General features: G+C 36.8%; 22 protein-coding genes. 3 read left to right on the forward strand and 19 right to left on the reverse strand.

Annotation, left to right across the window (positions count from 1 at the left end; translation table 11 throughout):
* Positions 1-23: 23 nt before the first annotated feature.
* From FNK51_RS04935 to FNK51_RS04980, 10 genes are all read right to left on the reverse strand, one after another.
* Positions 24-290 carry a phosphopantetheine-binding protein gene (locus FNK51_RS04935; protein ID WP_098370559.1) on the reverse strand — a complete coding sequence of 89 codons (267 nt, stop codon included), beginning with the start codon at positions 288-290 and terminating at the stop codon, positions 24-26.
* Positions 291-300: 10 nt separating this feature from the next.
* Positions 301-7,839: a non-ribosomal peptide synthetase gene (locus tag FNK51_RS04940; RefSeq protein WP_181762186.1), complete on the reverse strand. Its 7,539-nt coding sequence runs from the start codon at positions 7,837-7,839 to the stop codon at positions 301-303.
* A gap of 12 nt (positions 7,840-7,851) precedes the next feature.
* Positions 7,852-8,511: a hypothetical protein gene (locus FNK51_RS04945; protein ID WP_141992619.1), complete on the reverse strand. Its 660-nt coding sequence runs from the start codon at positions 8,509-8,511 to the stop codon at positions 7,852-7,854.
* Positions 8,502-9,215 carry a 4'-phosphopantetheinyl transferase family protein gene (locus FNK51_RS04950; RefSeq protein ID WP_141992620.1) on the reverse strand — a complete coding sequence of 238 codons (714 nt, stop codon included), beginning with the start codon at positions 9,213-9,215 and terminating at the stop codon, positions 8,502-8,504. The genes FNK51_RS04945 and FNK51_RS04950 overlap by 10 nt, the downstream gene beginning before the upstream one ends.
* A 365-nt stretch (positions 9,216-9,580) precedes the next feature.
* The gene (locus tag FNK51_RS04955; RefSeq protein ID WP_098370555.1) at positions 9,581-9,868 is read right to left on the reverse strand and encodes a transposase; all 288 of its coding nucleotides are present in this window, start codon (positions 9,866-9,868) and stop codon (positions 9,581-9,583) included.
* Positions 9,869-9,947: 79 nt separating this feature from the next.
* Complete coding sequence (locus FNK51_RS04960) at positions 9,948-11,540, reverse strand: hypothetical protein (protein ID WP_141992621.1); 1,593 nt, start codon at positions 11,538-11,540, stop codon at positions 9,948-9,950.
* A complete protein-coding gene (locus FNK51_RS04965) occupies positions 11,515-12,231 on the reverse strand; it encodes an ABC transporter ATP-binding protein (protein ID WP_179891015.1) in 717 nt (238 codons plus the stop codon). Before FNK51_RS04965 ends, FNK51_RS04960 begins: the two co-directional genes overlap by 26 nt.
* 49 nt (positions 12,232-12,280) lie before the next feature.
* Positions 12,281-13,069 (reverse strand): ABC transporter permease, encoded by a 789-nt coding sequence (locus FNK51_RS04970; protein ID WP_141992622.1) that lies wholly within the window; start codon positions 13,067-13,069, stop codon positions 12,281-12,283.
* Positions 13,066-13,971: an ABC transporter ATP-binding protein gene (locus FNK51_RS04975; RefSeq protein WP_141992623.1), complete on the reverse strand. Its 906-nt coding sequence runs from the start codon at positions 13,969-13,971 to the stop codon at positions 13,066-13,068. The genes FNK51_RS04970 and FNK51_RS04975 overlap by 4 nt, the downstream gene beginning before the upstream one ends.
* Positions 13,968-14,207, reverse strand: a complete 240-nt coding sequence (locus tag FNK51_RS04980; RefSeq protein WP_034305547.1) for a PLD nuclease N-terminal domain-containing protein — start codon at positions 14,205-14,207, stop codon at positions 13,968-13,970. The genes FNK51_RS04975 and FNK51_RS04980 overlap by 4 nt, the downstream gene beginning before the upstream one ends.
* Positions 14,208-14,608: 401 nt before the next feature.
* Between FNK51_RS04980 and FNK51_RS04985 the strand changes: the two genes are divergently transcribed.
* Positions 14,609-15,154, forward strand: a complete 546-nt coding sequence (locus FNK51_RS04985) for a helix-turn-helix domain-containing protein (protein WP_098370550.1) — start codon at positions 14,609-14,611, stop codon at positions 15,152-15,154.
* A gap of 186 nt (positions 15,155-15,340) precedes the next feature.
* On the opposite strand, the gene FNK51_RS04990 is transcribed toward FNK51_RS04985, so the two are convergent.
* Positions 15,341-15,901, reverse strand: a complete 561-nt coding sequence (locus FNK51_RS04990; RefSeq protein ID WP_141992624.1) for a thioredoxin family protein — start codon at positions 15,899-15,901, stop codon at positions 15,341-15,343.
* A 214-nt stretch (positions 15,902-16,115) separates the two neighbouring features.
* On the opposite strand from FNK51_RS04990, the gene FNK51_RS04995 reads away from it, so the two are divergent.
* Both FNK51_RS04995 and FNK51_RS05000 read left to right on the forward strand, forming a co-directional pair.
* On the forward strand, positions 16,116-16,967 hold the full coding sequence (locus FNK51_RS04995) for a GRP family sugar transporter (protein ID WP_141992625.1): 852 nt from the start codon (positions 16,116-16,118) through the stop codon (positions 16,965-16,967).
* An 18-nt stretch (positions 16,968-16,985) separates the two neighbouring features.
* A complete protein-coding gene (locus FNK51_RS05000) occupies positions 16,986-17,771 on the forward strand; it encodes a glucose-1-dehydrogenase (protein ID WP_098370547.1) in 786 nt (261 codons plus the stop codon).
* Between the two features lie 195 nt (positions 17,772-17,966).
* On the opposite strand, the gene FNK51_RS05005 is transcribed toward FNK51_RS05000, so the two are convergent.
* The 8 genes from FNK51_RS05005 to FNK51_RS05040 form a co-directional block, all read right to left on the reverse strand.
* Entirely contained in the window at positions 17,967-19,310 is a 1,344-nt protein-coding gene (locus tag FNK51_RS05005; RefSeq protein ID WP_141992626.1) for an LLM class flavin-dependent oxidoreductase, read from the reverse strand.
* A gap of 12 nt (positions 19,311-19,322) precedes the next feature.
* The gene (locus tag FNK51_RS05010; protein ID WP_181762194.1) at positions 19,323-20,174 is read right to left on the reverse strand and encodes a MetQ/NlpA family ABC transporter substrate-binding protein; all 852 of its coding nucleotides are present in this window, start codon (positions 20,172-20,174) and stop codon (positions 19,323-19,325) included.
* Positions 20,175-20,209: 35 nt separating this feature from the next.
* Positions 20,210-20,860 carry a methionine ABC transporter permease gene (locus FNK51_RS05015; protein ID WP_076371001.1) on the reverse strand — a complete coding sequence of 217 codons (651 nt, stop codon included), beginning with the start codon at positions 20,858-20,860 and terminating at the stop codon, positions 20,210-20,212.
* Complete coding sequence (locus FNK51_RS05020) at positions 20,802-21,881, reverse strand: methionine ABC transporter ATP-binding protein (RefSeq protein ID WP_141992628.1); 1,080 nt, start codon at positions 21,879-21,881, stop codon at positions 20,802-20,804. Before FNK51_RS05020 ends, FNK51_RS05015 begins: the two co-directional genes overlap by 59 nt.
* 50 nt (positions 21,882-21,931) lie before the next feature.
* Positions 21,932-22,765 (reverse strand): MetQ/NlpA family ABC transporter substrate-binding protein, encoded by an 834-nt coding sequence (locus FNK51_RS05025; RefSeq protein WP_141992629.1) that lies wholly within the window; start codon positions 22,763-22,765, stop codon positions 21,932-21,934.
* An 87-nt stretch (positions 22,766-22,852) separates the two neighbouring features.
* Positions 22,853-23,857, reverse strand: a complete 1,005-nt coding sequence (locus FNK51_RS05030; RefSeq protein ID WP_141992630.1) for an LLM class flavin-dependent oxidoreductase — start codon at positions 23,855-23,857, stop codon at positions 22,853-22,855.
* A gap of 439 nt (positions 23,858-24,296) precedes the next feature.
* Positions 24,297-25,439, reverse strand: coding sequence for an amidohydrolase (locus tag FNK51_RS05035; protein ID WP_141992631.1), 1,143 nt, complete (start codon positions 25,437-25,439; stop codon positions 24,297-24,299).
* Between the two features lie 14 nt (positions 25,440-25,453).
* Entirely contained in the window at positions 25,454-25,963 is a 510-nt protein-coding gene (locus FNK51_RS05040; RefSeq protein WP_098370539.1) for a GNAT family N-acetyltransferase, read from the reverse strand.
* Between the last annotated feature and the right edge of the window lie 6 nt (positions 25,964-25,969).

Consider the following 25,969-nt stretch of genomic DNA (forward strand, 5'->3'; position numbering starts at 1 on the left):
AAAACACCTCAATTCTTTTCCATTCAACCTAACTTATTAATATCATCCAATTGTTTGATGAGTACGGATAGTTCCTGGATGGTTGATTGTTCGAACATCACTTTGATTGGTAATCTCACTCCCATGTTATTCTTCACCATTTGAATGAATTGCATGGCTAAAAGGGAATTCCCTCCTAAGTCAAAGAAGTTGGAATCTGTACCTATAGTTTCTTGTTCTAAAATCTCTTTCCAAAATCCTATAAGCTTTTCCTCAATTAACCTTTCCTTAACAGCAATAGTTGTTTCCATATATATCCCCTCACTTAACTTTCATTTTTTCTAACATTTCGCTTAAGATTCGATTAAATATAGAAAGTACTGATGACCTTAACTTTGGATTGACCGCTGCCTCATTAAACTTAATTTGAACACTTGAACCCGGGGTGATGATAATGACGATTGGATAATGGGTCGTTTCCCGTCCTTCTTTCAAACTCACATTGATTTCATCATTATTAGCTAGTAGCATGGGATAGTTTTCAAAAGCATATAATGATTCGAACAAATGATTCTCCAAATTAGCCCACTCATAAATCTCTGATAATGGTGTATTCTCATAGGCACTTAGTTCCAAAAACTCTTTTTGAACTTCATCGAGCAGTTCAATGTAAGTCTTTTCTTGGCTGATATGCTTTATAAATGGCACAGTATTGATAAATGGACCAACCATGGCCTCAATATTCCGGACTGGGATATTCCTGCCGGATGTCACTACACCGCAGCATACATTTTCCGTACCTTTTACTTCTTTTAAAGTGGCTAGCCATATAGTTAGAAAGAAAGTATTCATGGTAATCTTGTATTCCTGACAGAATCGTTGAATGGTATCAATCAATTCCTCATCCAGTACTTTCAAGTAACAATTTTCAATGTATCCCTCGCCTTCCAACACTCCCGTTATACTGGATCCGGAATTTCGGGCACCTTCCAATTTCCCTGCCCAATATTCCCGCAGCTCCTTATTACTCGTATAATCTTTCATATATTCAACATACTCTTTAAATGAAGCACTACCGGATGATGATGGTGTTATGGAATGATAAGAATTAAAGATGTCATTAATAACCATCGAATAACTCCAGCCATCCATAATAATATGATGGAATGTCCAAATTAATTGGTATTCATTGTCCGTAAGCTTAACGATCATAAATCGATTCAACCTATTGTTCTCGATATCTATCATCTTATATTGATCTGCTAACAACTTTTCCAGCTTTACTTGTTGATCCATTATTTCTTCATATTCAATCTCGGGATCCATGGAATTCATTAACAATTGGTAGAATAACCCTTTTTTACTTGAATATAATTTCGTTTTTAAAATGTCATGTTTCCCTGACGTTGTCACAATGGCATTCTTTAATTTTTCAAAGTCCAGAAAACCTTTAATATCAAATATGAGTTGCACTTTATACTGGCTGCTCTCACTATCAAACAAGCTATGGTACAACATCCCTTTTTGCAAAGCAGTCAATTCATAAATATCAATAATTCCTGTTTCTTTGCGCAGTAGTTGGTTAAGTTCCTCTTCAGGCATATCCAACAATGGAAAGTCTTCCGGACGGTACATCTGTTTTACCAATTTTGTTTCTTCTTCCAATGTCCGCAACAATTCCGGCAAATTGCGTTGAAAATATCTTTCAAAATCTTCTCTTACGAAATGTCTGTTATAGTTTATTTTTATAGTTTGCTCTTCGTTCACTACAAGCAATTCAATATCGACTTCATGCTCGGTATAGGAATTATGTTGAATATCTTTTTCACTAAAAAAGATGACCTCTTTTGCAGCCAATTCATTACTTTGGTGAAATCTGCCTAAATTATTAAAACTGATGATCGGCCTATTTTGTTTCATATGTGTCTCGCCACATAATTCGGTCAGGATTCCATACTCAATCCCTTTATTAGGCAGTGTCCTTAACTTTTTCTTTGTACCTTGAATCGTGTTCGAAATGGTTTCTTTATTTTCTATATAAACCGGGCTCATGGTCGTAAACCATCCTACTGTCCTGGACAAATCGACACCTGCAAATAATTCTTCGCGGCCATGTCCCTCCAAAGTGAAATGAATATCCTTTTTATTAAAATACTTCCCGATTAGCGTTGCGAAAACTGATAAATATATTTCATCAATAGATGCTTTATACGCTTTTGTCATTTCATTATAGATTTTGTTTGTAATCTCTTTATTCAGCTTCAATTCAAATGATTTTCCATCGTAAACATTCCCTGTTTTGACTATGGCGTTTTCGTTTACTGCCTTATATTCATTCAGCCAGTACTCTTTAATGCCTAATGGAATGCTATTTTTGTATTGGTTTAGATTATTCGCCCATTCCTTATATGATGTCGTTTTAGTATCCAGTTTTAGTTCTTGATCGTTGATATCTTGAATATATAGCCGATCAAAATCTTCGATCAATATTCTCCAGGAAACCCCATCAACAAGTAAATGATGAATGATCCAAATGATTACATGCTCATTTTGGCCAGTATTGATGCATTCGATTTTCATCAGTGGTCCGTTTGAAATGTTCATGCCCTGCTGTGCATCGTTCCCGAGTCTAGCTATTTCCCGTTCCTGTTTATCTTTATTCATATTCGATAGATTTACGTAATTCATAGTCCAATTTTCAGTCGGGTCGATATGCTTTTCCACTTTTGAAAATGCTTCATCTTTATTGAACCTTGATCTCATCCCATCATGATGTCTAACGATATGAGCCATGATCTTTTGCAGCAGCTTCTCATTCAATTTCGGGTATCCCTTTAACGTTACAGATTGATTCCAATGATTATAATTATTTATTTGTTGAGTGAAAAACCAACTTTGAATAGGTGTAAATGGCGCCTTTCCAAAAACATCAGACTGATTTATCGTTAAATCGCCCGTCAATTCCACAACCTTTGCCAGCTCTTCGATACTTTGTTTTTCAAAGATGTTTTTTGAAGTAATGAAAAGATTTTCTTTCTTGGCAAGTGAACAAATTTGAATGCTTAGGATGGAGTCTCCTCCACATTCGAAAAAGTTATCAAAGATGGTTATTTCCTGATTATTCAGCACCTCTTTCCATATCTTTAACAATTTTTGTTCCGTTCCATTAATGGCACTTTTATTGTTGGTTCCTTCCGTGTTCGTTTTTGTATCCGGCAGGCTCTTCATGTCGACTTTGCCGTTAACTGTTAGCGGAAATGACTCCATTTTAATGAAATAAGAAGGAATCATATATTGGGGAAGATGATTCTTCATATAATCCCGGATATAATTTTCTTCCAGGTCATTGTCGGAGATATAATAAGCAATGATGAATTTCTTTGCCTTAGATTCATCTTTTATCGCTATAAAGCAATCCTTTATACCTGTGCATTTATTTAGAACGGCACTGATCTCGCCAAGTTCGATACGATATCCCCTGATTTTCACTTGGTCATCCGCTCTGCCTGCAAATAGTAAATTTCCATCCTCGGTATACTTAACTAAATCTCCAGTTTTATATAGCTTCCTTGAAGGATTGAACGGATTTGGGATGAAGCTTTCAACGTTTTTCTCCGGATTATTTATATATCCTCTTGCAATGCCTTTCCCGCCGATATACAACTCGCCTATTTGACCCTTAGGAGTGGGCTTTATCCTGGTATTGAATACATATGCTTCTGCATTTAAGATCGGCTTTCCGATCGGGATCACTGTATCATCACTTGAAAGTACCTTATATGCTGTCGAAACGACAGTGCCCTCAGTTGGCCCGTAATTATTATATAAATCAAAATTCAAATGATCGGGTATTGTTTTTAAACGATCTCCCCCTGTCAAAATGGCTCTGATTGATTCTGGAAATTTCATATCGTTGATAAATAATTGCTCGAGCAGTCCCGTTGAAAAAAACGCGAGTGTGACTTTCTCCTTTTCTAACTTCTCCGAAAGGATCTCTACATCCAATAAATCATAGTAATCCAATATCACGAGTTTATTCCCATTTGTCAGGTAAGGGAATATCTCCCAAACGGAAGCATCAAAAGATGTATTCGAAACTAGTACTGCTGCATCTTTTCCATCGACAGAATAATAATTGATATGCCAATTACAGAGGTTAGCCAACCCTCCATGTTCAATCATGACCCCTTTAGGTTTTCCCGTTGTTCCTGAAGTGTAGATGATATAGGCCAGATCACTTTCCGATATCTTTCTTGAAACGAATTCTTCGCATTCAATTTCTCGTTCTTTTAGTATGTCTTCGATACATATTAGTTTTCCTTCATCACCGGGATACTTTGAAAGTCCTTCTTCATTACTTAAACAATATTTGATTTGAGAATCCTCAATCATATGTTTCAGCCGTGACTCTGGTTGTGACGGGTCCAAAGGCACATATGCCGCCCCAACTTTCATAATGGCTAAAATGGCCGTAACCATATTGATCGATCGATCCATAAAAATCCCAATTCTATCTTCTACATTTACATGGTTTCGGAATAATCGGTGCGCCACCTGATTTGCCCGGGCATTTAACTCGCTATACGTCACTTGGTCATCACCATGAACAATGGCAACATCACTTAAATTTGTACTTACTATATTCTCAAACTTAGTTATTACATCTTCAAAACGCTGATCTTCCACTTCTTGATTTACATTGCCTGTACCCATTTCGATTATTGATCGTAACTGTTGAGGCTCTAAGTAGGTGATGTCCTTTATCTTCTTGCTTTCCTCGGTTGTAATCTCTTGCAGCCAATACTGAAAATTACTAGCCATTCTTTGAATCGTCGCTTTATTAAATAATGATTTGTTGAATTCAAACGAAATGAATAATTCATCCCCATCCATTTCTTCTACCTGAACAACTAAATCAAATTTAGCTTTAAAGGTATTGATTTTTTTCGGCTTTAACGTGAAATTTCTATATGCCAGCTTTTCTTTTTGGTTATTTTGCAGGACAAATACTGTATCGAACAATGGCGTATTTCCCATGGTTCTTTCTGCCGATAAATATTTCAAAATTTCCTTAGTAGGTAAATTTTGATGGTCAAAAACACCTGCAATAGCTTTTTTATTTTTCCGCAATATTTCTTCAAATGAATCTTCCTGGGATACATTTAATTTAAAGGGCAATGTGTTGACGAAATACCCTATCAATTGTTCGGTATCCACATGGTTTCTCTTTGCCAAAGGACTTCCAACGACAACTTCCTCTTCATCAAAGTACACCGATAAAAAGGTTTGATAGGCGGTAAGTAAACTCATGAACAAAGTCGATTTCGTTTTTTTATGAAGACTTTCCAGGTTGTTTTGAATTTCTTTAGGTAACAAAAAGCTGATAATATCGGAAGTGCTTTTACCTTCTCCGGTTTTTTGATGATCATATTGTAAAAAGGACTTTTGCCGTAATGCAGTTATTTCATTACTCCAGAACTCATTATCCTTACCACTTACATAATTTGGCGAGTTTTTTTGCCATAAAGCATAATCTCCATATTGGATTGATTGGTTATCTCTATCATTTCGTTCGCCATTCTCGATTTCCTCATAAATGGAAAACCAATCATTGATCATTAATGGAATCGACCAACCATCAAAAATAATATGGTGGATGTTACATAATAATTGATGTTCACATTCATTTGTCTTCACTAGCGAAATCGATAAGAGGGGACCATTTCCTAAATCAAATTGCCGTTCCGTTTCTTCCATCACCAAGTGATTTATTTTTTCTTCCTGCATGTCTAAAGGAATATCCGAAACATCGAAATAGTTAATATAATGATGAATCGACTCATCGAAAGCCAAGATGCCCATTCCAGATTCTTCTCTAATGACACTTTTTAATATTTGATGTTTATTGCTTAGCTCATCTAAAGATAGTTCCAGATTTCCTTCATTCACTTCACCTGATATTTCATACGAAAAAACTATGTTATATAACGATTTGTCTACATTGGTTTGGTGAATGAACCACAAATTTTCTTGTTCATATGTTAAAGGGTATGTATTTCTGGCATTAATATTGATCGGTGTATAATCTTGCTTTACCTCTTCTTTTTGACGAGTTTCTATGACCCGGGATAATTTCATAATCGTATCGTTCTCCAATAAAACTGAAGGAGCAATTTCAATTTGAAATTGATTTTTAATCTTGACAATTAATCTCATTATCGATAATGAGTTCATTCCACATTCAAGTAGGGACTGATTATTTTTTATAACCCCATTGCCTATGATGCTAACAACCAATTCTCTTACTTTTTCACTAATTGTTTCATCCACTGGACTCTTGATATTCGATGGAGCTTCACAGTCTTTTATGACGATTTTGGGTAATAAAGATTTATCCAGTTTGCCATTTACCGTTAGGGGGATGTTGTCCACCTTGATAAAAAAGCTTGGTATCATATAGGCTGGCAATGAGCTTTTTACACTTTCCCTCAAATAATCAGCAGCTAATTCTTCATCAGCAACATAGTATAAAAATAGATGCATATCATCATTAAATGCTTTATCCATCGTAACGACTGCATTCTTGATGTTTTTCAAATCATTATACGAGCTCTCTATTTCCCCTAATTCAATCCTGAAACCTCTTAACTGCACTTGCTCATCATTCCTGGCGATATATTGCAGATCACCATCATCCAAAACTTTCACTACATCCCCTGACTTATAGTAGAGAACATTATCAATATCCGTAAATTTCATCTTATTCATCATGGTATTTTTATAGTAGCCTAGCGAAACACCTTTTCCTGAAACGTATAACTCTCCCTCTTCATCTCCAGTTACTTCTTCTCCATTTTGATTCATCACCTTGAACCCAAGATGTGGCAAGACTTTTCCGATATTCGTAATTCCTTTTTCCACATCACCCTTAGCAATTTCTTTGTATGTTACATGCACGGTGGTTTCAGTTATTCCGTACATATTTATTAGCTTTGGCAGCCTGCCATTTTCGGGAGAAAACCACTGCGTCAATTTCTTGAAGTTTAATGCTTCCCCTCCAAAAATGATGTATTTTAAACTTAATTCATTTTGTCGGTTTATGAGTTCACCAATCACCTCGAAAAAAGCGCTTGGTGTACAATTGAAAACGGTTGTTTGTGTATTTATCAATAAATCAACAAAGGATATTGGATTTCTGCTTTCCTCAAATGAAACCACTACAACTTCTCCGCCATATATCCAAGCCCCCCACATCTCCCAGACAGAGAAATCAAATGCGTAGGAATGGAAAAATGTCCATATATCTTTATTATTAAACTCGAACAAACCGTCGCAGCCTAAAAACAAGTTCATGACATTTTCATGTGAAACGCAAACTCCTTTAGGCTTTCCTGTAGAGCCCGATGTGAAAATGATATAAGCTGAATCCTCTGGATCAATTAAGGTATGGAAATTCTCACTTGCCATATCATTTGAATTCTCTATCACTTCATCGAGGGTTACATAATTGCAATCAATGCCGCTAATCCGGCCTTTATCCCCAATCAATAACTTCAATTCTGAATTCTTTATTATATGCTTTACTCTTTCATCAGGACTTTTAGGGTCGATAGGTACATAGGTAGCCCCCAATTTAAGGAGTGCTATGATTAAAAATAAAACATGCTCCGACTTTTCAATATAGATTCCGACATTATCTCCTTTATTTATCCCTTTCTCCTTTATGTACAGCGCCATTTTATTTGCCAAGATATTCGTTTCTTTATATGTAAATTGCATATCCTTATTTCTTACTGCAATATTGTCTCCATATTCCCTAACACTTTCTTCAAATAGATTCGCTAAAGAATTCATCTTCATCATTTTCCCCCATTATTTTAAATATGTGCCTGATGCAACTGTCAACATATGAAAAACTAAAGAAATTAAAGCTATTACAATCGCTATGATTATTGCATTTCTTCTCTTGACGAGCGCCAACTTTTCCAAACTAAAACTGAATAGTATTAAACTGACAATGTAAAACAATTCAAACTCGGCCATGAAGGTGTGAAGAATGGAACTTTTATCATGCACCAGTAAGGATAAACTAGTAAATGTGGTTTCCTTGCTTTTAACCAATAATGCGATTATTGCATTAACACCAGATCCAATTACGATGCATATCCCAGCATTTATGACAGCTTGGCAAATTCCTTTAATATTTACCGGTCTTTCTTTTAAAACTAAAAATAATAGGCACACAATTAATATTTGAATGATGAAAGTGACCAATAATCCTAGAGCCCCCATTACAATTGTGTTAATGGCAAAACTCATGGCTCCGATTTCTGAAATGGACATGCCATTTAATACATTCATCCCTTTTTGATCCGCAGTATATAACAAAAGCGTCGTTTCGATACCTGCGATTAAACTGAGTATCAATAACGAAAATATTAACTTATGAACTCTATCCTCTTTTTTAAAAAGATATTGTACTAATTTATTATTGTTTTTAAATTCAGCATTTGCTTCCATTTTTAATTCCATTGGTATTCCCCCTCAATTATTTTCGTAGAATTTATTGGAAAGGTAACGCTTCTTATTTCATCATTCACGAGTACAACCGTTGATTTGTACTGGAAAAAATTCCTATAGAAAAGTGAGATGTTATCATGATTCATTTCAACCTTGGAAATCTCATAGATTTCAAGTGGTGAGGTCAATCCTGTTTTTAGTATTTTTGATAGACTTTCTTTTGCACTAAAGAAAATTTCCTTACTTAAAAGACCTTCACTATCCTTAATCATTTTTTTCTCGGTTTCTGTTAAATAGGTCTCTAAAAATTCAGAATCAGTTTTCGTTTTAGTTTCAATATCGATTCCCATTGGATGCAGTTGATCAAAAATCAATATTCCGAATGTTTTATCCGTATGAGTGATGGATATACCAATGTTCATGTTCATTAATAAGAACAAGTTATTAACAATAATCGGCTGTCCAAAGACTCCTTTCAACAGTGATACATTCTTTATTTCATCCAAATCTATATCTAAAAACTCCATAATTGCTTTTTTTCCAAAGTACAAACTTTTCTTTGCTTCGATGGTTCTTTTGCCATTTTGCAAATTAAGATAATTCCATTCCTTTTCGTTGAAAATATCATCAATATAGTCCAAATTGACTGAATCCGCTTCATAAAACTTGATGTAAGATTTATAAATTTTCTCCTTATTCATAAAATATTCAATCAATTATAATTTCCCTCCCCTCTTTTTTTAAAAACATCGCATTTTTTCTCCATTTTTTTCCTCAAAAATTTCTTTTTTTAAACAATTATTTCATTTTCTAGGTTAATTATTACCTATTATCATTATCGATAACACTTTATCACAACAATTTTGCCGAGTCCATTAAAAATTTGTAAATTATCTACATTACATAATAACTTTACCAATTTTTTATTATTTTTCCTTCTTAGTAGTATTTTCATAGGGATTTTAGTATGAAATACTTTAAAAAATGTGTATGAAGTGAATAAATTTTCTAATTAAAAAAGCCATATTTTATTTTTCACTATAATTTGTGAAAAATAAAATATGGCTTTAATACTGTTCGATCATTTTGGTTGTTTCGTAAAAATGTGCATTGCCTTTTTTAATATCTCATTCTCTTCCTGTAAATCTTTAATTATTTTATCCTTTTCCTCTTTCAGACTGAGACCTGATAAACCAATACTGGAGTCCGCCTGTCCCTCTTCATTTGTTTCTTTATAGATATTGACCCAATTTCTTAATGTAGGTGTCGAGATATTAAGTTCTTCGGCCAATTCCCTAGGTTTTCTGCCTTCTTCCAATACTAATCGAGCAGCATAAATTTTAAAATCTCTATCATGGTGCTTCCCCATAATAAGACACTCCTTTTTTAAATTTATTTAGTGCCGATTTTCTGTACTTCCTTTATATACTTTTCTAATATAACGACTTTCATAAATTATATTTCAACCTATTAATCAAAACGGAATTGATCGCTATTACGATCATTAATATTATGAGAGCTCCCATCAGGGGTTGGACACTGAACCAAACCAAGCCAAAATGAATGGCTGTAACCATGATTAATAATGGCAATCCATAAAGCAGGCTTATTAATACATTGGGGTTTGATTTAATGGCAGCAGATGGGTTCTCCCATTCTATACTTGGATTTTTCATATCATATAATGGTGTTAGAAGATTATAGCAAACCACTAAACAAGAAGTAATTAATAACATGACTGCATTTTCCATTTCCCAATAGCCAAAAAGTGCAAATATCATAAAGCTGATCAATACGGCTATAATTCCTATTATTGATGAAAATATCACTTTAGAAAAATAAACATATTTTTCATCAAAAGGGGCACTTTTCAGTAAATAATGATATTTCCCTTCTCTTGAATATGGGGTTCCGCTTATATTATTAATACAGCACAAGAAAAGGATCGAATATGAAAAGTATTTATCAAAGACTCCCTCTTTCGTTATATTCAAATAATTCGGGAACACTTCATTCTGAATCAGCAATAACATGACAAGTGAAAAGACTGGCGGCAATAAAAGACCTAAAGCGATTTGCATCTTAAAATATGCTTCAGACTTAATGATCCATATCTCTCTGTGTAAATAGTTACTCCATTGATTTTTTGATATATTAACCTTTGAGTTTTTCATATTCGCTTTGTTATTTCCTAATAACCCGTTTTTGAAATAATTAACGGAAATGTTTTCTATAATAAATGAATACAATAGGAAACCAATTACTAGTATCGAAATATAAATAATAATAAATTGAACTGTTATTTCATTTGATACAAAAGCATCCAGTATCCACTTAATCACTGGAATCATATTTGCGGTTTCAAACATATGTCTCATTATGGATTCCAACGAGTTTTTAAGCCCTTCAAAAGAATTCAAATCTATTTCCGAGATGACCTTTGATATGGCAATCGGTGATTTTCCAGCAAAATATACAATGGAAATAATCGCAAGCATGAGGATGACAGCAATGTTCACCATTAAGTATGCTACTTTATTTTTGAATCTATAATAATACCTATTAATGCACGATAAGATAAAAAGCAGGAGCAAAGCCGTTAAACCATTGACAATCGGTAAAAATATGAATAATTTAAACGCTTCCATAAACTTTAGATCGAATATCAAGAAGCCTATTGTTGGCACCTGGATTACCATTGATAAGATGATGGGGACCCATAAGCTACTTAACACCTTAGCCCTTGATATTTCTTTATAGGTGAGTGGCAGAGGCGCCAACACTTTAAATTCATAATACGCAAATATTTGTGATGTGGACAAATAGCAAACCAACGCAAAGACGAGAATGCTAGAAATCGTTACATTATAAAACAGGAAGACCTCGGTATCTCCAAGAAAATAAACAAAAGCGTTTACGACAGTCAGCTGCAAAAACATATAAAAAACGGCTATTATCAGTACAGCCTGCAACATTGTCTGCTTGGGCATTTTATAGAAGGAAGAAATGAAAAATCTAGTTAACTGAAGTTTTTCCTTCATATACCTGAGCCTCCATAAAGGTAGATTCTAATGAACTTTCACCTATTATATTTTGTATTTCATCATGCAGGATGATTTTCCCCTCTTTTAAAATAGCCACTGTATTACAAATTTTCTCTGCCACATCCAGCAGATGCGTCGAGAAAAACACTGTACCGCCCGTTTCAACATATTGTTTGATTAACCCCTTAAAAACTAAAACGGCGTTTGGGTCTAATCCATTTAACGGTTCATCCATAATGATGATCGGGGGATTAATGGTAAAAGCCGCTATCAGGGATACCTTATGCATCATTCCATAAGAATAACTTCCCATTGGCTTTTTAATGGACTCCTGCATCCCAAACCGATTGATATATTTCCCCAAACGTTCTTTGTCATCATTTCCATATAGGTTCATCAAGAAACGAATCCAATCAAATCCCGAAACATTGTTAAAAACATTGATAGTATCAGGGATGAAGAAAAATTGTTTTTTATATTCTATGCCGTCTTCTTTGGTAAGGCCATTTATTTCAACCTTTCCATTTTCAGAATCTAAAATACCTGTAATAATGTTCAGCGTCGTGGTTTTCCCTGCACCATTTGCCCCTATAAAACCTAAGATTTCCCCTTTTTTGATTTCTAGATTTACACCATTCAAAATCTTCTTGGCCGAGTAGCTTTTCTCTAAATCTGTGATGCTTAACAAAGTTATCATCCTCCCATCACTTCATGATTAACACATTTCCATCCCCAACTTACTCGTTATTGAATTTCTTTTTTGAAATCCATATATTCGTTACCAATATCGTTACTGCCGTTAACGCAAGTGCCGCTATTGCACCCCAAATCGCCTGTGAATTGACTGTGCCTAAAATCAGTATTTCCATGGCATGTTTACTCATGCTTGCCGGATTCACATTGTCTATAACCGGACTTAACCCAACTATGATTCTACAGCCGAGGAGAAATACTATCGAAATTAATGCAATAATACCCTGACTATTAAAAATGGTACTGATCATCGTCGTGAATGAAACGATAAATAGGATCCACAGCAGATAGAACAGCAAAGCCACTACTAAATCCCCAAAATCAACACTCGTAAACAAAAAAACTACATACAGATATGAAACCAAATATCCCAATGCTACACTGCAGGCAACAAACAGATAATTGGAAATGATTTTCCCGCTTATATAAGATCCAACCGTCACTGGCCTTGTAAGAATGAAAGCCAGCATTCCATTTGCTTTATCGGATTGTACGACTCCCATCATGGAAACGATGATGATCATGACCCCTAGCTGATCGAATTGAGACCCTAAGGTACTAGCAAGAACTTCGCCGCCTTTTTGGGCAGCCATGCTTGGATCAATGGTGATCCCTTGGCCCCCGCCCAGTGCCTCTAATATTGAAGGTAAATAATAGCTTACGACTGGTTGAGTTATTCCTAAAAATATAAATACAAGCGGCAGCCAAATCACTTTATATTCACGTAACATCTGAACAAATTCCTTTTTAGCTAAAACGGCAAAATTATTCATTTTTCCACCACCAATTTTAAGAATATCTCTTCCAATGTATCGTTATCTATTTCGAACCTTACAAGATCAACATTATGCTCTAAAGCATTCGCCAGTAACATATTCTTGTTTGACTCAATATTTTCCACTTCTATCTTCAATTTATTTCCCATTACCTCTACACCTTTGACAAAGTTCAAGCTTTTAACGTTTTCAATCCATTTTTGACTTTTAGAGGTTATGTCGACATTGATTTTATTTCCGCTATTCCTGTTTAATAATTCCGACATTGTTGTGTCCTCAATTTTTTTACCACTTTTTATAATGACAAACCTCTCACATATTTCTTCTGCATCGCTTAATATATGCGTCGATAATAAAATTGTCGTATCTTTCTTTATCTCTTTTATGATGTTTAACACTTCTCTTCGGCCGATTGGATCCAATGCAGAAACCGGTTCATCCATGACAATCAATGCTGGTTTATGTAACAGCGCCTGTGCAATTCCAAGCCTTTGTTTCATTCCGCCTGAAAAAGTCCGCACTTTGGAGTTCTCTTCCCCGCTCAACCCCACTTTTGACAATATCTCTGGAATGCCGCTTAATAATTCTTCCCTCTTGATACCTGAGAGCTGACCCATGAAAGTGAGGGTCTCTTTGGCAGTCATCCATTGAAAGAAGTTTGGGTATTGTGGTAAATAGCCTATTTCCTTTTTCATTTTTGAAATTTTCTTACCATCAAGCAATACTTCTCCCATACTTGGATCTATAATATCTGAAATCACTTTTATTAGTGTCGATTTACCAGCCCCATTTGGCCCTATCAATCCAACACATTCCCCTGATTGCAGTTCCATTGAAAAATTACTGACCGCTGTTTTTTCTTTGAATTTTTTTGTAACATTTTTAATCTCTAATTTCATATTCTTTCACTGTCCTTTCTACCAATAACGAAATACAGAATTGGACCGATAGTATTTGCAAAAATAATGATGAGTGTCCACAATAAAACATTTTTCCTCGTCTTTCGATTTCTGTATAAATCAATTAATGCTATAAGCACTAAAATCATTCCAATAGCAATTACCGGTAAAATAATCGGCAGAATAGACATGAAATCAATATCTTTCAATTCGTTCCATCCATAATGCAATTCCATATATACCACTCCTTTGAAAACGAAATATTATTATCATTATCGATAATGATAACATGAAAAATGGAATTTTGCACCTATTTTTTTCTTTAATAAAATATTGTTTTAGTTTTTATTGTTATTTATAATGATAATATTATCACAATGAATAATAATAAAAATATAGTGTTATTTATTAAATTTTATTTCATGAAGACATTATTTTTTTACACTTATTTGAAAAGGCTTATTATTTACTTCGAAAAAATATTTCTGTAATATTATTTTTCAAACCGTGTCATTTTTATTTAAATGAAAATGATTCAAACATTACAATATATGATGAATTAAACTTATTATTCATGGCCAACATTAAAATTGATTGAAAATTATCCAGTTATAATTTCCAATGTGAGGAGAATAAGATGATTAATAAAGCTGAAATTTTAATGCATCCTGTAAGAATAAAGATTACCCAAGCTTTAATGAGAAACAGAGAAAATGGCTTAACACCATTGGAAATGTTAAAAATCATTAAAGATGTACCCCAAGCAACATTATATAGACATATACAGGTTCTGTTGGATTCAGGGGTCATTCGCATTGTAAAAGAGAAAAAAGTGAGATCCGTTTCCGAAAAATACTATGTTTTAAATGAAGAAGAAGCGCGACTTAGCGGGGAAGAATGGAAAAAATCTTCTAATGAGAAAAAGGTGAATTATTTTTCTTATTATCAATTATCCCTTATGACTCAATATCAAAACTATCTTAATAAATTAGAAGAAAGAGACTGCGCGGAGGATGGTTCAACCTTTTCCCTTTTAGAACTAAAGCTTGATGATGAAAGCTTTATTAACTTCCAAAATGAATTGAACGATTTAATGTTAAAATACTACAAAGCTACGAATCAAAGTGCTAAACAAGACTCTCCTATTCGAACAATCGGCGTTACAATTATTCCAGAATCATAAAAAATGAAAAGGCTGTTCCAAAACCATGGACTCAAGAACGGTGAATTCTATAGATGGAAACGTATCTATATATTCAACCAATCAGGTTGCAATCTCCGTTTTGAAACAGCCATTCATTTTGGAAGAAACTCTAAAATGGGTTTACCACTCTTTTTTTGGACAGGTCAAAAAGTGCCATACCCGCTGTCAGCAGCTCCCCAATGCTTCCTTGATGCTGCTGTATACTTCGTCCCACAGGTGCTTTTCTTCAGCAAAAGCCGCAGTTATCTTTTTAATAACTGCTTTTTGCTCTGCCTCGAAACGTTCATCATCCTTGGCCGGCAGGTCAGACCTCAACTCCATTACGTACTCTTGTACCTTTGGTGTACGAGGTCCCCAAACAGCTTTTTCTTCACCATTATTATCAATGAATATAAAAATAGGGATCGAACGCGCTGTTCCATTCGTTAAGTATTGATCCATCAGTTCAAGATTTTGATCTCGTAAAACCATGCGAGTTTCAATATTTGCCGCTTCAGATATATTCAGCAATATAGGAATATTCATCATCGCATCTCCGCACCAGTCTTCAGTAATGACAATGGCTCGAAGTTCCTTCGTCTTTAATTCATCAAAGAACCCTTGGTCCTCTGCAGAAATGGAAAAACCCTCCTGAATCGATTGTAAGTTTTCTTTATGAACTTTCATCGAAGCTACAAATTCTTTAGCAGGAATCCCCTTTTCAAACCATTCATTCAGCGTCGTCATATTATTTCTCCTAACTATTTTTAAATTAAAAGTACCATAAACCACTTATTATTTCATTGTTTCCACCCTGAAAAATAAAATGACAAATTGGTAAATTAAAACCATGTTTTTCTTTCCCGGGTAAAGGGAAAACTCTAAATACATTCAATAGCTTGCTAACTACCTATTTTATATTCATTAAAACATTGTTTTTTAGTTTAGGAGATGAAATTTTGTGGAAGGTTTTCTCTTTGCGCTACTCCCTGCATTGACATGGGGCAGCTTAGTGCTTGTTTCCGAAAAACTCGGAGGCAACTCTTATAATCAAACGCTTGGCATTACAATCGGTTCATTACTGTTCGCCATTATGATGTCTTTCGTCAATCCGCCGGAATGGAGCAGTCTAGTGTGGATTGTCGGCATCATTTCCGGGATAGGCTGGGCATTCGGGCAGTTATTTCAATTCAATAGCGTCAAGGAAATCGGGGTATCGAAAACCGTTCCAATCTCAACAGGACTGCAAATTCTAGGAAATACATTTTTTGCGGTTATCATTTTCAGGGAATGGAATGACAGGATGACAGTCATCATCGGCATTGTTGCAATAATCTGTTTAATTACAGGTGTCTTGCTGACGAGCTACGGCGATGGTGATAACAAAAAAGCGGGAAACATGAAAAAAGGGGTTTTTTATCTTGCCATTTCGACGGTGGGTTATGTTACATATGTCATTGTTGTCAGATGGAATGAAGTTGACGGATGGTCGGCGATCCTGCCGCAAGCAATCGGCATGTTCCTGGCTGCCCTGCTCCTTTCCATCAAACATAGACCGTTTAATAAGTATGCTAGGCGTAATATTCTAACCGGATTGATGTGGGCAGTCGGTAATATCGGTCTCCTGCTTGCTAATCCAAAGGTGGGCGTTGCCATCGCATTTTCATTTTCCCAAATGGGAATCGTCATTTCCACATTAGGCGGCATCTTTCTTTTAGGAGAGAAAAAATCCAAAAAGCAAATGGCCTTCGTCATCATCGGGTGTGTACTCGTAATTGCTGGCGGAGTCATGATCGGCTTCACAAAAGAATAGTCAAAGGAGCGATGAATGATGTATGAAGATTTAGAGAAAAAAGTGGTAGTCATTACTGGGGCGGCAAAAGGGTTAGGAAAAGCCATGGCCGAAAGGTTCGGTAAAGAAAAAGCACATGTCGTATTAAATTATCACACTGAAAATGACGACCATGAGGAAATCATTAAAACGATTGAAGCTGCAGGCGGGAAAGCCGCAGCGATTCAAGGCGACGTTTCAAAGGAAGCTGATGTGAAGAAATTGCTTTCATTCGCTGCGGACACCTTTGGTACGATCGACATCATGATCAACAATGCTGGTATTGAAAATGAAGTGCCCAGCGAAAAATTGACGTTGGAAGATTGGCAGAAAGTCATCGATGTAAATCTAACGGGGATGTTCCTGGCAAGCAGGGAAGCAATCAGTTACATGCTCGATCATGGTATCAAGGGCAATATCATTAACATGTCATCCGTTCATGACCGGATACCTTGGCCTCATTTTGTCCACTATGCAGCAAGTAAGGGCGGAGTGAAGATGATGACTGAAACTCTTGCACTTGAATATGCTCCCAAAGGGATTCGCATTAATAATATTTCACCTGGCGCAATCGACACACCCATCAATGCCGAAAAATTCAATGACCCAAAAGCTAAACAAGAAGTCATCGACCTGATACCAATGGGATACATCGGAAAACCGGAACAAATTGCCGCTTGTGCCGCTTGGCTAGCGTCCGCAGAATCTAGCTACGTAACGGGAATGACCTTATATGCTGATGGCGGAATGACCAAATATCCAGGATTCCAAGCAGGAAAGGGCTGAACTTAACTTGTTAGTTTTAGTAGCTGTTGATATTTCCCTTCTATAAACAAGAGACCTTTATGTATATGGATAGGAGAAAAGAATTTGAGGGACTAGGATTTCTCCATAGTCCCTCTTTCCTTTGTCCTTCCCTTATATATGACTTTATTTGATGGATTCTAATGAAAATGCGAGTAATTTAATCCCTTATTCCCATTAATTTGTTATTTCTTCGTTAACAAAGCGATTTTTTGGATTCTTTAATCCAAGATGATCACGGAGAGTGTCTCCTTCGTAGTCCAAACGGAACAAACCTCTCTCCTGTAAAATTGGAACCACCAACTCGACGAAATCCTCTAAGTCGCCTGGTAACAGTGGAAATTGAAGCATAAAGCCATCTGAAGCTTTTTCAGTAAACCATAACTCCATTTCATCGGCTACTTGAGCTGGTGTACCGACAAATCTATCCCGTCTGGCAGGACTGAAAAATCTCGCATATAATTCACCGACTTTTATGTCTTCTTCATCAATAATTTTCTTCATTTCATTAAAATTACTTTGTATGCTATTTACTGATGGAAAATCAACATCCTTCGCTGGTGTATCTAAAGAATATTTTGAAAAATCTACGTTGCCCATATAACCAGAAACGAATTTCAAACTCTCATAAGGGTAAACGAGACTTTGGAGTTTATTGTATTTTTGAATGGCTATTTCTTCGGTTTCTCCGATAATAGGGGAAATTCCGTGAAGGATGTGGAGCTCTTCCCCGCTTCTTCCAAAATCCATTAAAGACGATTTTAATTCTTGATAATATCGTTTCGATTCTTCAATGTTATCCCAATGAGTGAAAACGACTTCGGCTGTTCGAGCGGCTAATCGCTGCCCTGGTATTGACGCACCCGCTTGAATAATAACCGGCTGCCCCTGCGCCGAGCGTGCAATATTCAACGGACCTTTAACTGAAAAATAGTTGCCTTTATGCCGAAGCTCATGTACTTTATCAGGATCAAAAAAATGTCCCGTTTCTTTGTTATGCACAAACGCATCATCTTCCCACGAATCCCATAATCCTTGGACAACGTCGATGAACTCCTCCGCTCGTTCATAACGATGATCGTGCGCCCAATGTTTATCGCGACTGAAATTCAAGGCCGTTTCTCCGGTCGCATCAGCTGTCGTAACAACATTCCAGCCCACCCGTCCGCCGCTTATATGGTCAACAGAAGCAAATTGGCGAGCGAGTACATAAGGTTCACTGTACGTTGTAGAAGCTGTCGCCCCAATGCCAATTTTTTCTGTCGCTGCAGCTAATGCTGTAATAAGTACAATCGGATCAAACCGATTAAGTATTTGAGGATGTGATTCATGATTAATGGCCAAACTATCTGCCACAAAGGCAAGATCAAATTTCCCTTTCTCCGCAATTTTTGAGAGTCTTTGCAAAGCTTTTACATCGATACTTGCATTCGGATTTGATGCCGGATGCCTCCACGACGCAACATGCATGCCTGTTCCAATCAGATAAGCAGCTAACTTCATCTGTCTGTCTTGAGCCATTCTAATCTCTCCTTATTTATTAGAATATATCTCCTTATAACTGCTCAATTCTTTCAAGGTAATGAATGTTGGAATATAGTTTCCATTATAGGTCTCTTCAATAAACTTAGCCGTTTTCTCTGATTGATAGAGATCAACTAGTTTTCGGAAAACTTCAGTGTCTTGGTCTTCACTCCTGGCCGCTATAATATTTATATATGGCTTTGCAGTACTACTTTCATGCACAAGAGCATCTTTTAAAGTGAGTCCCGCTTCTACCGCAACTCCATTATTAATCACCGAACCAGCTGTATCTTCCATCACACGTGGGGCACTTGCACCATCGACAGGAACAATTTTGATTTTCTTCGGATTTTCCTTTATTTTATCCTGTCCACCATTCCCGTCAAAGTCATCAACAACCTTTAAGAGTTTAGCTTCTTGTAATAACAATAAAGCTCTCCCCCAGTTAGCCTGGTCATTGGGCACAGCAATTTGTGCACCATTTGGAATCTCTTCCACCGATTTATATTTACTTGAATACAAACCAAGAGGAGCAATAATTGTAGTCCCAATTGGAACGATGTCTGTATCGTTTTTCGCATTAAATGAATCTAAATAGGCAACATGTTGAAAGGCGTTGATATCAATATCCCCTTCTGCCAGCGCTGCATTCGGATCATAAGCCGATGAGAAATTAACAATTTCAATTTCTACCCCTTCTTTTTCAGCCTGTTCCTTTAAAAATTCCCATGTTCGAAGTTCAGAATTTCTAATCCCGACCTTCACTTTCGTTTGTTTCCCTCCTGCATTCGTTGAATCACTTGTGCAACCTGTCAATAACACCCCCAAGATAAGCAATATAGGTAAAATACATTTTTTCATCATTCATTCCCCTCTCCCTCTGTTCAATACCGCCACTACACCCTTCTAATTTTTCGTTCGAACATATTTCCTAAACTTTGAACTCCCTGAACTACAATTACTAGAATTACAACGGTGACGAATATCGTAATGGTGCTAAAGCGTTGATAGCCATATGTTATCGCTACATCTCCAAGTCCACCGCCACCTATAGCTCCTGCCATAGCTGTAGCGCCCACTAAACCAATTGTTGCAGTTGTTATACTCAGAATTAACGACGCAAAAGCCTCAGGCATTAAAAACCTGAAAATAATTTGTAACGGCGTTGCTCCCATGGCTTTCGCGGCTTCAATAATGCCTTCATCCACTTCCAATAACGAATTCTCTACTAGTCTTGAGATATAAGGGCCAATATGAAGCACGAGTGGTACAATTGCTGCTGTGGTACCAATCGACGTACCAACAATTAGTCTTGTAAATGGGATAATCGCCACAAGCAAGATAATAAACGGAATCGACCTGAAAATGTTTACAATTGGATTCACTATAGAAAAAATAAATCTATTTTCATAAATATGACCTTTTCTTGTTACAACCAATAAAATGCCTAAGAATATTCCGATGATGCTTCCAAAAAAAAGTGAAATACTAACCATGTACAGCGTTTCCCACAAGGCGTTTAAAATGAGCTCTTTGCTTACTTCCATCCTTCGTAACCTCCTTCACTTCAACCTTTTGATTCTTTATAAACTGTAATGCCCGATCAATTTCATCATCATTTCCTATTATTTCAACAATTAAATTACCAAATGGGATGCCTTGTAACTCAGTAATATTGCCGAACAGAACGTTTATTTCCACATTAAACCTCTTCGCTGTTCTTGAAACGATTGACTGCCCAGAGCTCAATCCCAAAAAATCAATTTTAAAAATACGGCTGAAATAGGTATTCTCATTGAGCAATCCATAAACACTTGATGGCACTTCATCGCGAACAACCGATCGAATGAAGTTACGTGTTGCTTCTGTTCGTGGACGGGCAAAGATATCGATCACATCCCCTGATTCAATCACGATACCATCCTCCATCACTGCAACCCGATTACAAATTTCTTTAATCACTTCCATTTCGTGCGTGATAATAAGAATGGTAATTTTATATTCATCATTTATCCGTTTCAGCAAATTCAAGATTGATTTTGTTGTTTGTGGATCCAAAGCTGATGTTGCTTCATCACATAATAAAATGGAAGGGTTTGTAGCCAATGCACGGGCAATCCCGACACGCTGCTTTTGTCCACCTGATAGCTGATTTGGATAATTCATTGCTTTATTTTCTAGGCCAACAAAGCGGAGAATCTCATAAACTCGTTCTTCAATCTCTTTTTTCTTTTTTTTACTTAACAATAACGGCATCGCTATATTATCAAAGACTGTTTTGGAATTAAGTAAATTAAAATGCTGAAAAATCATGCCGATATTTTTCTTAGCTTCACGCAAATCTTTTTCAGACATCTTTGTTAGATCTTTTCCTTCTACAATCACTTCACCTAAAGTAGGATATTCTAGCAGATTCACAGTTCGGATGAGTGTACTTTTTCCGGCTCCACTAAAACCGATGACCCCGAATATATCCCCTTTTTCAACGGTTATATTAATTTCCTTTAACGCTTCGATTTTCTTCTCTCCATCATCAAATACTTTTGAAACCTGACGAAATTCAATCAAAGTGGCCACCTCCTCTTTTTAACTAGCTTGGTATAGAATACTCCCTTCCCTTAAAACGCTGGCACGACGGCTCCTTCATATTTATCTAAAATAAACTCTTTGACCTTTTCCGTCGTTAATGCATTCGCAAGCTTTTGGATCGCTTTATCGTCCTTATTATCAGGACGAGCCACTAAAATGTTTACATATGGTGAATCCTTTCCTTCAATTATCAGTGCATCATCTAGAGGTTTTAACCCTCCTTCCAGAGCATAGTTTGTGTTAATGGCCGATGCTTCCACATCGTCAAGCGAGTGAACTAAAAGTGGGGAATCGACTGCAATGAATTCTATTTTTTTATCATTTTTTGTAATGTCCTCAATCGTATAATCCCCTGACTTGGAACCATCCAGCTCAATGATATTATTTGCTGCAAAAAGCTGTAACGCGCGTGAAAAGTTTACTGGATCTTTCGGGATAGCTACTTTCGCTCCGTCTGACAATTCCTCTATAGACTTAATTTTCTTTGAATAGACACCAAATGGTTCAATATGTACGCCCTTCACATTAACCAAATTTAAACCACTATCTTTATTTACTTGCTCTAAATACGGGGTATGTTGAAAGAAATTTGCATCCAATTCTTTGTTTGCGGTTTGTTGATTCGTTTGAATACCATCCGTAGAAATCACTACATCCAGTTTCACGCCCTGTTTTTCTAAATCCGGTGCGATAAACTCTAAAATTTCTGCATGTGGGATCGAGGCTGCACTAATTTTCAAAGTCACTACCTCATCTTTGTCTCCTTTACTCTCCGATCCTGTTTGCTCATTATTTCCACAAGCTCCCAATACCAGCAATGCTATTGTTAAAATCGTTACGGACAGCCATTTAATTTTCTTCAATGTTTCTCACTCCTCTTTCTTATCTTTTTATATTGGAATAACAAATATTTATCAGCTGTTTCATATCTGCTGGTATTTCTTTTCCTTCTATATGATAGTCTCATCCCCTAAGAGAAGCGGACTCAACAACTGAAAAGATTGGATCCGTTCTGTTTCTGTTCGAAGCGGTGTATGCAAAATAAATTCATCCACTTGAAAAACTTCCTGAAGTTCCTTTAAAATCCCGTTAACATATCCTGGAGTCCCAGCAATAACACTTGGGGTCTGCTCTTCTATTTCGTAAGCTTCACCAGCCTGCTTCTCAAATGACTCAGCCTGCTCACGTGATTGAACTGTAAGCGTCCGGCCACTTTGAAGATGAACTTTAAATAGTTTGTGTTCGCTTGCCAGCTCCTCTGCTTTTTGTTGGGTAGGAGCTGCCACAACCGCTACTGATACGATAAAACGACCTTCTGGGTACTTGCTTCGGTAAGCAGAGGAAGCTTCATACAGCATGGTATCATCACTATTAATAAATCTGGCGAATACAAAATCCATTCCTAGGTTAGCGGCTAGTTGAGCGCTGTCTGAACTTGCACCCAGCAGAAAAGTTTCGGGCTTTTCAGGCGGTATCGGCGTTGCTTGAATACCAGAAAGCAAATGATCGTCATTGATTGAATTTTCAATAATCTTCTGCAATAAGGATGCACGTTCCCCAAAATCCTTTCCATCATTTACAGTTCCAAATTGTAATGCCTTTGTTGATAAAGGAAATCCACCTGGTGCTTTACCGATGCCAAGATCTACCCTGCCCGGGGCAAGCGTGGATAAAACATGAAAATTTTCAGCGACTTTATAAGGACTGTAGTGCTGAAGCATGACACCTCCAGAACCTACACGAATGGATGTGGTCTTCGATAATAAATAAGAAATTAATACTTCCGGTGAAGAGCCAGCAACTTGTTCCATATGATGATGTTCAGATACCCAAAAACGGGTATATCCCCATTCCTCAGCTTTTTGAGCTAGGTTTACGGTTTGCTTAAGTGCATCAACTGCCGAATTCCCAGGAAAAATGGGGCTTTGATCTAATATTCCAAGCTTAAAATTCATATCTCTCTCTCCAATCATCAAAACCAAGTTAACAAATCGAATTAGTTGTTTTAATTTGATTGAAATTCATCCTAACATTGTAAACAAGCACTTGACAACACCTTAATTGATAGAAAAATTTATTTAATTGATTAAAAAAATCTATCATTCGCTTATGAGTATGGAATACCTCTGACTAATAATTGACCAAGCTCTCGCCTATAATGGTTTGAGATTTAATCTTCTAGACCCTTTCAGAATAAGATTCATCAATGAGAGAGAGAGGAGTCTATGAAAAGCTGGAATGAATGAACGAAGAGTGGCTATGTATTGAAGGAAAAAAAGGGGAGAATGTTCGCATCATGACTATACTTGAAATTAAGGTGGAACGAAACCTTTGGAGTTACAACAACAAAGGTACTAGGCACGAAATCGTGTCTGGCACCTAAGTCAAATATGTTCACCACTTACCATGGTTAGATAATAAATCCTTGGCACTTCCAGATAAAAAATAAGCGGCTTTAATAATGGCTTTTTCATCAACAGTAAAGGCTGGATGATGCCAGTCTTCGTTTCCGTTTGTACCAAAAAAGGCAAAGGTACCGGGGATATGTTGAAGGTAATAAGCGAAATCTTCACCACCCATTGAAGGTTCTGGATTGATTACGTGTAATGATTGCTCCAAAGCAGACCTGCGTGCCATTTCTGTGACAGCTGGATGATTATGAAGCGCGGGTGGTCCAGGAAACCAACCAATCGCAGCTTCCTGTGAAAAAGCAGCGGCGATATGATTCACAATCGAATAAAACTTATTCTTTAATTCTTCGCGTATCTCAGAATTAAAGGTTCGAATCGTTCCTTCCAATATGACGTCACCCGGAATTACATTCCAGGTGTTTCCACCTGTAATTCTCGTTACACTTACAACAGCACTATCTAATGGGGAGACATTCCGGCTGACGATAGTTTGAAGAGCGGTAATAAGCTGAGCCGCTGCCGCTATTGGATCTTTTCCGTGTTGAGGGATGGCCGCGTGACTCCCCTTCCCTTGAAGAACAATATGAAAACGGTCCACTGCCGCCATTAACGGGCCATCTTTTATTCCAATGGTGCCGACAGGCAAATTGGGTTTATTGTGCAGCCCAATCACAGCCGCTACATCGTCAATTTGACCATCTTTTATCACATGCACCGCTCCGCCACCAAATTCTTCTGCGGGTTGAAAAAGCAATCGCACTGTCCCGCACAACTCTGATTGACATTCTTTTAAAAGGTAGGCAGCACCCATTACAGCTGCCGTATGAAAATCATGGCCGCAAGCATGCATCACTCCTTTTACTTTCGAAGCAAATGGCAGCCCGGTTCGTTCCTCAATCGGAAGTGCATCGATATCCGCCCTTATGGCTACTGTCGGTCCGGGGTGGCCGCCCTTTATATCTGCAAAAACACCTGTTTTCAATCCTGTATGACGGATCTCAATGCTCTCTTCCTCGAGCCACGTTTGTATCGATTTTGTCGTTTCGAACTCTTCATTAGATAATTCCGGATATTGATGTAAATGGCGCCGTATCGATATTAAGCGCTTTTCCAGCTCCCGACTCATACAGTCGCCTCCTTCTATAAATCTAAGCGATAGCATTTTACTAAAATATCATGATTTTGAAATTCCTTCGTTCGATCCCGTTTAAAGCCAAACCATTCATATAGTTTAATGGCTTTATGCATCTTATCAGTAGAATGTAGATACAAACTGGACGCACCTTGCGATTTTGCATAATTTACACTAGCTTTTAATAATTCCTGTGCGATACCGCGTCCCCTTGATTCGGGATGAACGGCCAACAACCGAATGATTGGTGAAAAAATCCCAAGTTCCGGCTTTTCATATGCTTTTTCAGATGACTGAAAAAGCTGTAATGTACCAAGGATATCCTGATTGCACTTTGCAACCAACACCTTATCAACATGTGGATTATCCACGGAAGATTGAATGTTTTTTAAATACCCTTCCCAGGCTTCCGGGTTCGAATATTCATGTTCATATTGTTGATAACTTTCAACCAATAAACGGCGCACCGTCTCTTTATCTTCTTCAATCAATTCATCGACTACGATTGTATTAATCATACGTCC

This window comes from Bacillus sp. B4EP4a (assembly GCF_006680105.1).
Classification (GTDB): domain Bacteria; phylum Bacillota; class Bacilli; order Bacillales; family DSM-1321; genus Peribacillus; species Peribacillus simplex_E.